The 13267-nt window shown below is 39.5% G+C and carries 12 protein-coding genes; 7 read left to right on the forward strand and 5 right to left on the reverse strand.

The genetic code is table 11. From position 1 onward, the window contains the following. From HMPREF0666_RS02230 to HMPREF0666_RS02250, 5 genes are all read left to right on the forward strand, one after another. On the forward strand, window positions 1-1314 hold the full coding sequence (locus tag HMPREF0666_RS02230) for a DEAD/DEAH box helicase (protein ID WP_009010674.1): 1314 nt from the start codon (window positions 1-3) through the stop codon (window positions 1312-1314). A 207-nt stretch (window positions 1315-1521) separates the two neighbouring features. Beyond that, window positions 1522-2592, forward strand: a complete 1071-nt coding sequence (serC, locus tag HMPREF0666_RS02235) for a 3-phosphoserine/phosphohydroxythreonine transaminase (protein ID WP_009010675.1) — start codon at window positions 1522-1524, stop codon at window positions 2590-2592. Window positions 2593-2685: 93 nt separating this feature from the next. Further along, on the forward strand, window positions 2686-3603 hold the full coding sequence (locus tag HMPREF0666_RS02240; RefSeq protein ID WP_009010677.1) for an NAD(P)-dependent oxidoreductase: 918 nt from the start codon (window positions 2686-2688) through the stop codon (window positions 3601-3603). A gap of 89 nt (window positions 3604-3692) precedes the next feature. Continuing rightward, a complete protein-coding gene (locus tag HMPREF0666_RS02245) occupies window positions 3693-4940 on the forward strand; it encodes a DUF1015 domain-containing protein (protein ID WP_009010678.1) in 1248 nt (415 codons plus the stop codon). A gap of 21 nt (window positions 4941-4961) precedes the next feature. Then, window positions 4962-5555, forward strand: coding sequence for a YigZ family protein (locus HMPREF0666_RS02250; RefSeq protein ID WP_009010679.1), 594 nt, complete (start codon window positions 4962-4964; stop codon window positions 5553-5555). 354 nt (window positions 5556-5909) lie between these two features. Here HMPREF0666_RS02250 and HMPREF0666_RS02255 read toward each other — a convergent pair whose 3' ends face one another. The 3 genes from HMPREF0666_RS02255 to HMPREF0666_RS02265 all read right to left on the reverse strand — a co-directional run bounded on the left by HMPREF0666_RS02255 (window position 5910) and on the right by HMPREF0666_RS02265 (window position 9051). Then, window positions 5910-6362: a hypothetical protein gene (locus tag HMPREF0666_RS02255; protein WP_009010680.1), complete on the reverse strand. Its 453-nt coding sequence runs from the start codon at window positions 6360-6362 to the stop codon at window positions 5910-5912. A 78-nt stretch (window positions 6363-6440) separates the two neighbouring features. Then, a complete protein-coding gene (locus tag HMPREF0666_RS02260) occupies window positions 6441-7688 on the reverse strand; it encodes an ABC transporter permease (RefSeq protein ID WP_009010681.1) in 1248 nt (415 codons plus the stop codon). A gap of 157 nt (window positions 7689-7845) precedes the next feature. Next, window positions 7846-9051: a pyridoxal phosphate-dependent aminotransferase gene (locus HMPREF0666_RS02265; protein ID WP_009010682.1), complete on the reverse strand. Its 1206-nt coding sequence runs from the start codon at window positions 9049-9051 to the stop codon at window positions 7846-7848. A gap of 224 nt (window positions 9052-9275) precedes the next feature. Between HMPREF0666_RS02265 and HMPREF0666_RS02270 the strand changes: the two genes are divergently transcribed. After that, window positions 9276-9764 (forward strand): DUF4494 domain-containing protein, encoded by a 489-nt coding sequence (locus tag HMPREF0666_RS02270; protein ID WP_009010683.1) that lies wholly within the window; start codon window positions 9276-9278, stop codon window positions 9762-9764. A 29-nt stretch (window positions 9765-9793) separates the two neighbouring features. Further along, a complete protein-coding gene (locus tag HMPREF0666_RS02275) occupies window positions 9794-10465 on the forward strand; it encodes a YggS family pyridoxal phosphate-dependent enzyme (RefSeq protein WP_009010684.1) in 672 nt (223 codons plus the stop codon). A 662-nt stretch (window positions 10466-11127) separates the two neighbouring features. Here HMPREF0666_RS02275 and hisC read toward each other — a convergent pair. Together hisC and HMPREF0666_RS02285 are read right to left on the reverse strand one after the other, a co-directional pair. Next, a complete protein-coding gene (gene hisC / locus HMPREF0666_RS02280; protein WP_009010685.1) occupies window positions 11128-12177 on the reverse strand; it encodes a histidinol-phosphate transaminase in 1050 nt (349 codons plus the stop codon). 49 nt (window positions 12178-12226) lie between these two features. Next, window positions 12227-12949 (reverse strand): RNA methyltransferase, encoded by a 723-nt coding sequence (locus HMPREF0666_RS02285; RefSeq protein WP_009010686.1) that lies wholly within the window; start codon window positions 12947-12949, stop codon window positions 12227-12229. Window positions 12950-13267 lie beyond the last annotated feature (318 nt).

Raw genomic sequence — 13267 nt, forward strand, 5'->3', positions numbered from 1 at the left:
ATGAATAACGATATTATTGATAAGCTTGGCATAACACTCAATACAATGCAAGAAGCTACGGCTGACGCAGTGTTGCATACAGGGAAGGATGTTGTCGTGATGTCACCGACAGGTTCCGGTAAAACATACGCTTATCTTCTACCATTGATTCAGCGGTTAGATGCAAAGTCTGATGAGCTGCAAGCTGTAGTCTTAGTGCCAGGGCGTGAGTTAGCGTTGCAGTCGGCTAATGTACTTAAAGACATGGGTAGCGGCTTACGCTCTATGGCATTATATGGTGGACATCCAACGATGGAAGAACATCGTGTGTTGAGAGATATAAAGCCACAAATAGTCTTTGCTACTCCGGGACGATTGAATGATCATCTTGACAAATCAAATATTAATGCAGAAACAATAAAGTGGCTTGTAATAGATGAGTTTGATAAGTGCCTTGAATTTGGTTTCCAAGACGAGATGATGAGTATTCTCTGTAAGTTACCAAATATTGAAAGACGAATCTTACTGTCAGCAACAGAGTCAGAGACCATTCCTAATTTTGTATCAATGGGTAGAACTGTTCATTTGGATTATCGCACAGAAGATGAGAATATTCCTGATCGCATACGTCTCTACACAGTTACAAGTTCAGAGAAGGATAAACTGGAGGTGTTAAAGAGACTTTTACTTTCTTTAGGTGATAAGAGTAGTATTGTATTCTTAAATTATCGTGACTCTGTTGAGCGTACTGCCACATTCTTAAAGGCAGAGGGTTTTACTATTAGTTGGTTCCATGGTGGCTTAGAACAGCGTGAGCGTGAAGCTGCACTTTATCGTTTTTCAAATGGTTCAGCACCAATACTTGTTAGCACCGACTTGGCTTCACGTGGACTGGATATTCCTGATGTTGATAATATTATACATTATCATTTCCCTGAAACGGACGATAGCTATGTGCATAGGGTAGGACGTACAGCACGTTGGGACAAAGAAGGCAGAACCTTCTTCATTCTTGGTCCAGAAGAACATTTGCCAGAGTATGTTAGCAATGAACATGAGGAGTATAAGATACCAGAGTCTTTACCGAAACCTGCTCAGCCTCGCATGGCTACTATATATATAGGTAAAGGGAAGAAAGATAAAATATCAAAGATGGATATAGTAGGTTTTCTTTGTAAAAAAGGAGGATTGAAGTCTTCTGAGATAGGAAAGATTGATGTAAAGGAACGTTTTGCTTATGTTGCAGTGGCACGCACAAAGATAAAAGAAATAATCTCTCTGACTAAAGGAGAAAAAATAAAAGGTATTCGTACCGTTGTGGAAGAAGTAAGGTGACGCATTATACAATGTGTCACCTTTTCCTTGTTATGTCCGTCGACATGTATAAATTGTTTGATATCTTACAGATAAAAAAAGTGGTCTTTTATTTGGAAGTATAAAAATAAAAGCGTATCTTCGCATCGTAAACTATAGAAATCTATTACAATATTTAATACTGATAATAACTACAAAACATAAGTCAAACTTAAACTAAACAATCAGATGAAAAAGTACAATTTTGGTGCTGGTCCATGTATCCTTCCACGTGAAGTAATCGAGAAAACAGCAAGTGCTATTTTAGATTTCAATGGAATTGGTCTTTCAATTGCTGAAATCAGCCATCGTTCAAAGGATTTTCAACCTGTAATGGACGAAGCAATGGCTTTAGTAAAGGAAGTGTTAAATGTTCCTGAAGGCTATTCAGTGCTTTTCTTGGGTGGTGGTGCATCACTTGAGTTCTGCATGATTCCTTTTAACTTCTTGGTAAAGAAGGCTGGTTATTTGAATACTGGTGTTTGGGCAAAGAAGGCAATGAAGGAAGCTAAGTTGTTTGGAGATGTTGTTGAAGTAGCTTCATCAGCAGATGAAAACTACACCTATCTCCCAAAGAATTTTGATGTTCCTACAGATTTGGATTATTTGCACGTAACTACCAATAACACAATCTATGGTACAGAATATCACAAAGATTTGGATGTACCAGTTCGTTTGATTGGTGATATGTCTTCTGATATCTTCAGTCGTCCAGTAGATGTTTCTAAGTACGATTGCATCTATGGTGGTGCACAGAAGAACCTCTCTATGGCAGGTGTAACATTTATCATCATTAAGGACGACGTTCTTGGTCGTGTACAGCGTGAAATCCCAACGATGTTGGATTATCGTACACACATCAAGAAGGGCTCTATGTTCAATACTCCTCCTGTAGTACCTATTTATACAGCATTGGAAAATCTCCGTTGGATTAAGGCTAATGGTGGTGTAGAAGCTATGGAGAAACTTGCTAAGGAGCGTGCTGATATTGTTTATGGTGAGATCGACCGCAATAAGTTGTTCCGTGGAACAGTTAAGTGTGAGGAAGATCGCTCTTACATGAATATCTGCTTCGTTCTCAACGATGAATATGCTGACCTACAAGACGAGTTCTTTAAGTTTGCTACAGAAAGAGGCATGGTAGGTATCAAGGGTCACCGTGATGTTGGTGGTTTCCGTGCAAGTTGCTACAACGCAATGACAGTTGAAGGCTGCAAGGCTCTCGTTGAAACAATGAAGGAGTTCGAAGCTAAGCACTAAGCCGCATAGTCATTAGACTTAGCAAGCGTAAATATTTCGTTTGCTAAGTCTAAGTAATTATCTTTACTTTTTATTAACCTAAACATTAAAGCTATGAAGGTTTTAATTGCAACTGAGAAACCATTTGCACCAGCTGCTGTGCAAGGTATAACAAACGAATTAAAGGGTGCAGGACATGAAGTTGTCCTACTTGAGAAATATGCGAGTACAGCTGAATTACTTGAGGCTGTGAAAGATGCAGATGCAATGATAGTACGTTCTGATAAGGTTACACCAGAGGTACTTGATGCTGCTAAGCAGTTGAAGGTCGTAGTACGTGCAGGTGCAGGCTATGATTCAATTGATACAGCTTATGCAAAGGAGAAGAATGTCGTAGTAGAGAACACTCCTGGTCAGAATTCTAATGCAGTTGCCGAACTTGTATTTGGTTTGTTGGTTTATGCTGTACGCAATTTCTATAATGGTAAAGCTGGTACAGAGTTAATGGGTAAGAAACTCGGTATTCTTGCTTTCGGTAATGTTGGTAGAAACGTGGCACGCATTGCAAAAGGCTTTGGTATGGAAGTCTATGCATACGATGCATTCTGTCCTGCTGATGCTATTGAGGCTGCAGGCGTTCATGCTTGTAAGAGTCAGGATGAGTTGTTCCAGACTTGTGATGTCTTGTCACTTCACATTCCTGCAACTCCACAGACCGTAAAGAGTATTGATTATCGTTTAGTAAATCTTCTTCCAAAGAAGGGAGTTCTCGTAAACACTGCTCGCAAAGAGGTTATTAACGAGGAAGAGCTTTTGAAGTTGATGGCTGAGCGTGAGGACTTAAAGTTTGTTACCGATATTAAGCCAGATGCAGACGAAGAGTTTAAGAAGTTTGAGGGTCGCTACTTCTCTACACCAAAGAAGATGGGTGCTCAGACTGCTGAAGCAAATACGAATGCTGGTATTGCTGCAGCAAAGCAGATTAATGCTTTCTTTGCAACAGGTGACACAAAGTTCCAAGTAAACAAATAACTTTCTAATACAATAAGGATTGATAGTCTTAATCTTCATAATAGATTGTGACTTTCAATCCTTTTATTATTTTCTTAAAGATAAACACTATGGCAGTAATTAAACCTTTTAAGGGTATTCGTCCTCCAAAAGACTTAGTAGAGTCTGTTGCCAGCCGTCCATACGACGTGTTGGATTCAGAAGAAGCGCGTGCAGAAGCTTGTGACAACGAAAAGAGTTTATATCATATCATAAAACCTGAAATCAACTTTGAGGTTGGAACAAGCGAATATGATCCAAGAGCCTATGAGAGCGCTGTTGAGCAGTTCCAGAAGTTCCAGGACAAAGGCTGGTTAGTACAAGATGACAAAGAACATTACTATATCTATGCGCAGACAATGAATGGCAAGACTCAGTATGGTCTTGTTGTTGGTGCTTTTGTTGATGATTACTTGACTGGTAACATCAAAAAACATGAGTTGACACGTAGAGATAAAGAAGAGGACCGCATGAAGCATGTTCGTATTTGTAATGCAAATGTAGAGCCTGTATTCTTTGCTTATCCTGACAATGAGGTACTTGACAGTTTGTTGGCTCGTTATGCAGCTACAAAGCCAGAGTATGATTTCGTTGCACCTGACGATGGTTTCAGACATCAGTTCTGGGTAATATCAGACGAGGCTGACATCAAGACTGTTACTGAAGAGTTCAAGAAGATGCCAAGTCTATATATTGCAGATGGTCATCATCGCTCTGCCGCAGCTGCTTTGGTTGGTGCTGAGAAGGCTAAGAATAATAAGAATCATAAGGGCGATGAGGAGTATAACTACTTCATGGCTGTATGCTTCCAAGCAAGTCAATTGACGATTCTTGACTATAATCGTGTTATTAAAGACTTAAATGGCATGGAAGTTGCTGAGTTCTTAAAAGCTTTGGAGAAGAATTTCACTGTTGAGTTGAAAGGTAAGGATGAATACCGTCCAGCGAAATTGCATGAATTCTCCATGTATCTTGATGGCAACTGGTATAGTTTAGTGGCTAAGCCTGGTACATACGATGATAATGACCCAATTGGTGTACTTGATGTAGACATCTCAAGTCGACTGATTTTAGACGAATTGATGGGCATAAAGGATCTCCGTTCAGACAAGCGTATCGATTTCGTTGGTGGTCTGCGTGGTCTTGGAGAGTTGAAGCGTCGTGTTGATAGTGGTGAGATGCGTTGGGCATTGGCACTCTATCCTGTATCAATGCAGCAGATTATGGATATTGCTGATAGTGGTAAGATTATGCCACCAAAGGCAACATGGTTTGAGCCGAAACTTCGTTCTGGTCTTGTCATCCATAAGTTGGATTGATACAAGATTAGCATTAATTGAATGAATAGCGATAAATATAAGACAATAAAAGAGAAAGTGATTGGCGAGGGATATTACTCTGAAAAGCGGAGTAAATTCCTCGCTTTTGCGCATCATGTTGACTCTGTCGACGAGGCTTTAGAGCTTGTAAAGGAATATCGAAAGAAATATTATGATGCTCGTCATTGCTGTTATGCTTATAGAGTGGGCTTTGATGGTACAGAGTTTCGTGCAAATGATGATGGAGAACCTTCTTCTACAGCAGGAAAGCCTATTCTTGGACAGATTGACAGTAATGGTTTGACAAACACGTTTATTTGTGTTATTCGTTATTATGGTGGCATCAATCTCGGTACAGGTGGTTTGATTGTTGCTTATCGAGAGGCTGCTGCAGACGCCTTAGCTAATAGTGAAATAGAGGAGAAATTCATAGAGGAAGAGGTGACGTACAGCTTCTCTTATCCTATGATGAATGCTGTCATGCGTATTATTAAGGACATGAATCCACGTATTATCAATCAAGTCTTTGATAATACATGCGAGGTTACACTTTCTATCAGGAAAGGAAAGGCTGATGAGTTACGAACGCGTTTGAACAAGTTATCTTTTGATTAATCTTTCATGTTAGGTATATTCTGTGGGCTAATAGATTTTTCGAGCAATGCTATAATCATTCTTTATTGCAGTAAGATTTGTTTTCTCTCAGGCTGTAAGATTTCTTCTTAATTATTGAATAGCCATCACGCATACTCTCATAGTAGTATATTATGTAGGAAACAGCGATTTTCTCATGTGCCATCATACAGGACATATATCGGACACCTTCATTTCTTACAGATATACGCTGATTATGAGTAGTTTATCCACACATGTACAGGGCTCATAAATGGCCTTGTTGTCAGCTGACCTCACTAAATACTCCCACTAATATCATGCTTTTATAGTACTTAGGAATGACTGTAAGCCTTATTACTTAATATGCTTTTTCCAATAGATTAAATCATTTTCTTTCATCGATAGTCTCCAGTCATTAATATCTCTATGACAGAGTAGGACAGTTGCGTCTCGGTCGTAAAGGCCATACAGTAAAGCGTTCGTTGCATAGTCAGTTGTAGAGTCTTGAAGGAGAGACAACCATGTTTCTCTCTTGATAGTCTTAATGATACTATCCTCTTTGTCTGATAGTTTTATGCGAACACGATAGCCAATATCATAAATAGGGAAGCAAGAATCACAAGCAATCTTCAATATCTTGTAATGAAGGTCTCGGTTGTTGATAAATTGTATGTCAGTTTCTTGTTGTTTGTTTTGCTTGTTTTCCTTGGGCTTACAAGCATAGAGAGTAAAAGATAGCGTTACTAAGAAAAGTAATTTGGAGGATATACACATGTCTTTATCACCTATAAATATTGTAATACTCATTCTTTATAATCCCTTATTATATGTTGTTTTGTAACTGTTACTATCGTATGCGAAGATCAGGAAGACGTCTTCAATCACCTATTCATAATGCATTGATTTAGCAGGATGGATATGACTAATTAGATAGCTTGGTGCAATTAAGACAACAACACAAACTAACAAAGTAGTGAGGTTGAGCGCAATAACAAATGGAAGGTTTACTTCTACGGGTACCGTACTTACATAGTATGTTTGTGGATCGAGTTTTATTAATCCCGTCCACTTTTGTAAGAATACGATACCAAAGCCTATAATATTACCAATCAGCAGACCACGGCTAATAATAAAGGTAGCAAACCAAAGGAAGATATGACGTATCTGACGATTTCGAGAACCAAGTGCTTTTAATATACCAATCATCTGTGTACGTTCGAGAATGATAATTAATAGCCCTGAAATCATCGTCACACCAGCTACAGCAATCATAAGTGCAAGGATAATCCAGACATTTAAGTCCATCAAATCAAGCCAAGAGAAGATTTGTGGATTCTGCTCAATGATGTTCTCTGATGAGTAAGTCTCTCCATAGTGGTCGACTGTATTTTTAACCTTACTAAGCACCAGAGAACTAATAGGATTGAGCTGAGAGAAATCGTTTACTTGTAGTTCTGCACCGCTATATTGGTCAGGTTCCCATCCATTTAGCTTGTTTGCTGTATATAAATCAGTGAAACATATCTGTGAATCAAACTGTTTCATGTTTGTAGCATATATCCCAGCAATAGTGAACTTACGAGTCCTTACACCCTGGTCATTGATGAAGTATGCAAAAATACGTTGTCCTACCTTTAGATTGAGTTTGTCTGCTATGGTCTTAGAGATAACCAGTTTCTGATGACTTTCTTTGTCAGAGAAATGGGGTAGGCTACCCTCTACCATATTGTTATGTATGAAGGTCGTATCAAAGTCAGGTCCTACTCCTTTAAGCATAACACCCAAGAAATCCTCATTCGTCTTTAATATACCTTGTGTATAAGCATAACGTTGAACATGCTTAATCCCAGGAACATCTTTAAGAACCTTGATAAGTGAGTCATTTACTTGTATAGGATATTGCTCTGAACCCTGAAGTGTAAGGAAGTTAGCCACTGTTACATCACTTCCAAATCCAATTACTTTATCCCGAATAGTATGTTTAAACCCTAAAACAACACAGACAGATACAATCATAACGGCCAAGCCGATTGCGACACCAACTGTAGCAATCGTAATAGCAGGCTTTGATACTTTACGTGTCTTGTCTCCTCCGTTATATATCTTACGTGCAATAAAAAGTGGATAGTTCATTATAATGATGGGTGTTGAATATAGGGTGATGATGAATTAGCGCAATATAGGTAGTGAATGAAGAATATCGTATGATGAAGAATTTGCTACATATAAATGTATTGAATAATTTATACTATTATTCTTCATCATCTAACAATCCCCAGCCAACATCCCATTACTCTTCTTCTACACGTCCAGGATAAGCCTCTAAAGCTTTCTGAAGCACAACCAAGGCACGCTGTAAGTCTTCTCGTTTCAGTACATACGCAATACGAACTTGGTTATGTCCTGCGCCAGGAGTAGTATAAAAGCCACTTGCTGGTGCCATCATAACAGTCTCACCTTCATAGTTGAATTCCTCTAAACACCAACGACAGAATTTGTCGGAGTCGTCAACAGGGAGTTTAGCTACTGTGTAGAAGGCGCCCATAGGGATAGGAGAGTAGACACCAGGGATGCGGTTTAGTCCATCAATAAGGCATTTACGACGCTCTACATATTCATCGTAGACATCACGATAGTAGGAAGCAGGTGCGTCAAGACTTGCTTCTGCTACAATCTGTCCAATCAATGGGGGAGAAAGACGAGCCTGACAGAATTTCATGACAGCCTTGCGAATCTCTTCATTCTTCGTGATAAGTGCACCAATACGAATACCGCACTCGCTATAACGCTTTGACACAGAGTCGATAAGAACGGTGTTGTTTTCTATTCCCTGTAGGTGCATTGCAGAGATATATGGCGACCCAGTGTAGATATATTCACGGTAGACTTCATCAGAGAAGAGGTAGAGGTCGTATTTCTTAACAAGGTCTCTAATCTGATTCATCTCCCTTCTTGTGTATAGATAACCCGTAGGATTGTTCGGATTACATATCATGATAGCACGTGTCTTCTCGTTGATAAGTTCCTCAAACTTCTCAACCTTAGGTAGGGCGAACCCTTCTTCTATGGAGGTTGCAATCGTCTTTATCTTCGCACCTGCAGATATTGCAAATGCCATGTAATTAGCGTATGCAGGTTCAGGGACGATTATCTCGTCTCCAGGATTTAGGCAAGCCATGAAGGAATAGAGCACGGCTTCAGAGCCACCGGCCGTTATGATAATATCATCTGGCTTGACATTAATATTAAACTTCTTGTAGAAGTCGCATAACTTCTCCCTGTATGAAAGATAACCTTGGGAAGGTGAGTATTCTAAAAGTGTACGGTCAATCTTCTTCAAAGCGTCCAACCCGCATTGTGGAGTAGGCAGATCTGGTTGACCAATATTTAAATGATAAACTTTTATACCACGTCTTTTTGCCTCAACGGCAAGTGGAGCCAGTTTTCTAATAGGTGACTCCGGCATTTCAAGTCCACGAACTGATATTTCCGGCATAATGACTTTATTTATTCTCCCGATAATGAATGAGAGTCGAAGATATCTACTCTTTCATTCTATACAATACTGCAAAGGTAGACAATTTTTTTATTTTAACCGCACTTTTAGCCGATTAACGCAGATTTTTTACTACTTTTGCATATCTATAAAAACAGCTTTTACTCTTCTTAAGTTAGGATATTTGCGAGGGAAGAGATGGTCATAACAAATAAAGAATAATTATGAGAAGTAGAACAAGTACTTGGTTTGAAACACGAGTTAGATATGATAAGACCATGGAAGATGGTCAGAATAAGAAGGTCATAGAGCAGTATGTTGTTGATGCCTTCAGTTTCTCTGAAGCTGAAGAGTTTATAACTGAAGAAATGTCACACTATGTCAGTGGTGAATTTGACGTTAAGGCAATCTCTCCAGCAGCGTATGGTGAGATCTTCTTCAGTGATATTGATACTGATGACAAGTGGTTTAAGGCAAGGCTCGCATTCATCACCTTAGACGAGAAGACCGAGAAGGAGAAGCGCTCTTCAGTGACTTATCTTGTTCAGGCCCACTCTGTGAGTGGCGCTGTTAAGCATGTAGAAGAGGTGATGAGTTCTACAATGATCGACTATGAGATTGTTGGTATTGCCGAAACAAAGATTATGGATGTCTTCGAACATCGTGCTGGTAAGAAGAACGACAAGGACGAGAAGCCTGAATACGAGAAATAAAGAGATAAGAATCTAAGGTACTTACGATTATGTATGATGTAGCAAATAATTTACACAAAGTTCTTGGAACTCTTCCTGATGGTGTGAAGTTGGTTGCCATCAGTAAGTTTCATCCTAACGAATATATTGAGGCTGCATATCAAGAGGGGCAACGTCTCTTTGGTGAGAGTCAAGTACAAGAACTCTCACATAAGGTTGATACGCTCCCCAAAGATATCGAATGGCATTTTATTGGTCATCTTCAAACCAATAAAGTAAAGTATATTGCACCTTATATCTCTATGATTGAAGCTGTCGATTCACTCAAGTTATTGAAGGAAATCGATAAGCAAGCTGCTAAACACAATCGGATTATCAATGTCCTTTTAGAGCTTCATATCGCAGAAGAAGAGTCGAAATATGGTTTTAGTCCTGATGCTTGTCGTGAACTGTTAGCCAACGGCGAGTGGAAAGAACTGAAGAATGTGCATATCTCTGGACTAATGATGATGGCTTCTAACGTTGATGATCGTGAGCAGATAAAGCGTGAGATGACGTTAGCAGCCGACCTCTTTGATGAGCTAAAAGAAAAGTACTTTGCAGACGATTCAGCATTCAAAGAACGTTCATGGGGCATGAGCCATGATTATGACATTGCCGTTGAATGTCGTTCAACGATGGTTCGTGTGGGTACAACCATCTTTGGTCCACGTGTTTATTAGGCCCATTGATTGATGGGTGTTGGGTGGTGAATGATAGGTGTTGAGTGTTGAATGATAGGTGTTGATGGTTAGAGATATGGAGTGTTGAGTGTTGAATGATGGGTGTTGATGGCTTGAGTAAAGCTTTTAATTCTTACTTTTAACATACAAAATCACGGCGAATTTTGTCCCGTTAGGCGCTCCCCTCCCTTTCGGGGAGGGGCTGGGGGAGAGGTCTTCGGGGCTGGGGGAGAGGTCTTTTTCTCCTCTTCTTGTCAACTATTTTCGCTCCCCATGAATCCACTACATGCTCTTTAAGCAGAAAGAAGGTGCCTTTCAACGATTAAGAACACGCCTTTCTTGCATGCAGAAGACGCCCTTCTTGAAGCAAGAAAGGCGTCTTCTTTAATGCTATATGTAACATATTGAGTTCTTGTAGGTTACAAACTATTATTTAAGAGATAATATACTCTTATATAGATGCCGTTTAGTTTAATGCTATGTAATGATTTTTCGCAATTTCAATAACCTTTTCGTTGTTTGAAGTAATTACTTAGATAGTTCTATGGATGATACTGATAGAAAGAGATAGGCGATTTCTTTCCCTCACAGGTAAAGCATCTCAAAAGCTATAAGGAATGTTTTAGACAGTAAACAAAAAGTTGGATAGGCTATCAATAAAGCTATTTTGTTGGTTTATAATATCTAAGTATGCCAAGGATTTCTGCGTTCTCTGCTTTGGCACCTATCGTTATTCTTAGGCAGTTGTTACATAATGATAGGTTGGAGCAGTTCCTTACCTTGATTCCTTTTTGGCACAAATAGTTATACACGCTTTGTGCATCTTTCATCTTAGCTAAGAAGAAGTTAGCATTCGATGGATAGACTTTTTCACAACAAGCTAAGCTCTCAAAAGCAAGCATCATACGTTTGCGTTCTAACAAAAGAATCTTTATCCAGTCCTCAATGTCGTATCGATGTTTGAGAACATCAAGTGCTTGTTCCTGTGTGAGTTGATTGATTGGATAAGGATTACTTACTTTCTTAAATATATCAATGATAGCTTCTTGTGCATAGACCACACCCAAGCGGATAGCTGCATTTGCCCATGCCTTAGAGAAAGTATTGAGTACTATCATGTTAGGAAACTCTGATAGTCGTTCTCGAAAGGCTGGTAAACGTGAGAAATCAGTGTAGGCTTCATCAATTACAACAATACCGTTAAACGCTTTTAGTAGCTTTTCGACTTCAATGATATTCAGCGTGTTACCACTTGGAGAGTTAGGAGAGCAAAGCCAAATGAGCTTTGTATGCCTGTCGCAAGCCTTCAAAAGCTTCGTAGCACTTAGTTGAAAACTATCATCTAATAGTACTGGACGATACTCAATATCATTCAGTTTTGCGAAATGTCTGTATAGTTGACAAGTGGGTTCAATGGCCACAACGTTGTCTATCTTCGGTTGACAAAAGATACGAAAACACATGTCTATCGCCTCCATAGAACCATTGCTTAGGAAAATCTCTCTATGAGTGACACCTCTCAACTTTGCCAGTTCCTCCTTTACCGCGGCCTGATTGTCAGATGGATAACGGTTCAAAGGCTTGTTATATGGATTTTCGTTTGCATCAAGCATAATATGTTGAGCATCTCTTTCAGTCTGTTCAGCTTTTGCATCAACGTCAGAGATGAGTGCTCTACTATTTGTTCTGACTAATTGTTGTAAGTCTATCATATTATGATTCTTTGTCGGTTAGTAGTTACTTGTCCCACAGATGTAGGCGTTATCGCCGTCTGAACTCTGCGCAAACGATAGAGGTAGCTATGGCAACGTTCAATGACTCTGCCGTTGCTCGCTCTGGTGGGTAGTTTGGTATCAGTAGTTTTCGATTGATTCTGGCTCTTAGTTGTGTGGTGATACCGTTCCCCTCGTTTCCCATGACAATCATTCCATGACGGGAAAGTTCCTGCTCATAGATGTTGTTGCCGTCAAGGAGGGTGGCATAGATAGGATAGTCAGCAGGGAGATGGTCTATCAACTCGTTCAAGTTTAGATAGTGGAGTCGAACTCTTGCAATACTTCCCATTGTTGCCTGAACGACCTTGGGGTTCCAACAGTCAGCTGTTTCATGCGAACAAAAGATGTCTTCAATACCAAACCAGTCCGCAATTCGAATGATAGTTCCAAGGTTTCCTGGGTCTTGTACGCCGTCAAGAGCTAAAACAAGTTGGCCCTCAATATGTTTACTAAAGATACTTGAGTATTCATTTGAATGTTTTTCATCCTCCTTAGACATTCTGAACACGCCTAATACCGGCTGTGGATGTTGGAGGAAAGACACCTTCTTGATATCGTCTAAATCGTCTAATATCGTTTCTGCCACAAATCCCTCGTGCAGCAGATCATTGACTACTTTGAGTCCTTCTGCCACAAACAATCCTGCTTTCTCTCTTCCTTTTTTGGTTTCAAGAGACCGGATAAGCTTAATCTTGTTTTTTGATAACACTTCGCAAATTTACAAAAAACTATCCAGTCACAGCCTATTACTTCTTAACTTTTTACTACCTTTGCATAAAATAAGCTGCGTTCGGCAAATCGAAAGTAAACTTTCTTTGCCCTCACTTGCATTATTTTTGCATAAAATAAGCTGCGTTCGGCAAATCGAAAGTAAACTTTCTTTGCCCTCACTTGCATTATTTTTGCATAAAATAAGCTGCGTTCGGCAAAATTGAAAGTAAACTTTTTTTGCGACTCACTTATATGTGTTTTGCTGCTAAAATATTAGGATATCAATGCTGTCTTCAAAGCTATACAGATTAATTGC

The organism is Prevotella sp. C561 (assembly GCF_000224595.1).
Lineage (GTDB): Bacteria > Bacteroidota > Bacteroidia > Bacteroidales > Bacteroidaceae > Prevotella > Prevotella jejuni.

Coding starts and splice junctions, on each gene's coding strand:
- HMPREF0666_RS02250 (WP_009010679.1), top strand. CDS start 4,962: ATGAATAGCGATAAATATAAGACAATAAAAGAGAAAGTGATTGGCGAG.
- HMPREF0666_RS02275 (WP_009010684.1), top strand. CDS start 9,794: ATGTATGATGTAGCAAATAATTTACACAAAGTTCTTGGAACTCTTCCT.
- HMPREF0666_RS02265 (WP_009010682.1), bottom strand. CDS start 9,051: ATGCCGGAAATATCAGTTCGTGGACTTGAAATGCCGGAGTCACCTATT.
- HMPREF0666_RS02260 (WP_009010681.1), bottom strand. CDS start 7,688: ATGAACTATCCACTTTTTATTGCACGTAAGATATATAACGGAGGAGAC.
- serC (WP_009010675.1), top strand. CDS start 1,522: ATGAAAAAGTACAATTTTGGTGCTGGTCCATGTATCCTTCCACGTGAA.
- HMPREF0666_RS02240 (WP_009010677.1), top strand. CDS start 2,686: ATGAAGGTTTTAATTGCAACTGAGAAACCATTTGCACCAGCTGCTGTG.
- HMPREF0666_RS02270 (WP_009010683.1), top strand. CDS start 9,276: ATGAGAAGTAGAACAAGTACTTGGTTTGAAACACGAGTTAGATATGAT.
- hisC (WP_009010685.1), bottom strand. CDS start 12,177: ATGATAGACTTACAACAATTAGTCAGAACAAATAGTAGAGCACTCATC.
- HMPREF0666_RS02230 (WP_009010674.1), top strand. CDS start 1: ATGAATAACGATATTATTGATAAGCTTGGCATAACACTCAATACAATG.
- HMPREF0666_RS02245 (WP_009010678.1), top strand. CDS start 3,693: ATGGCAGTAATTAAACCTTTTAAGGGTATTCGTCCTCCAAAAGACTTA.
- HMPREF0666_RS02255 (WP_009010680.1), bottom strand. CDS start 6,362: ATGAGTATTACAATATTTATAGGTGATAAAGACATGTGTATATCCTCC.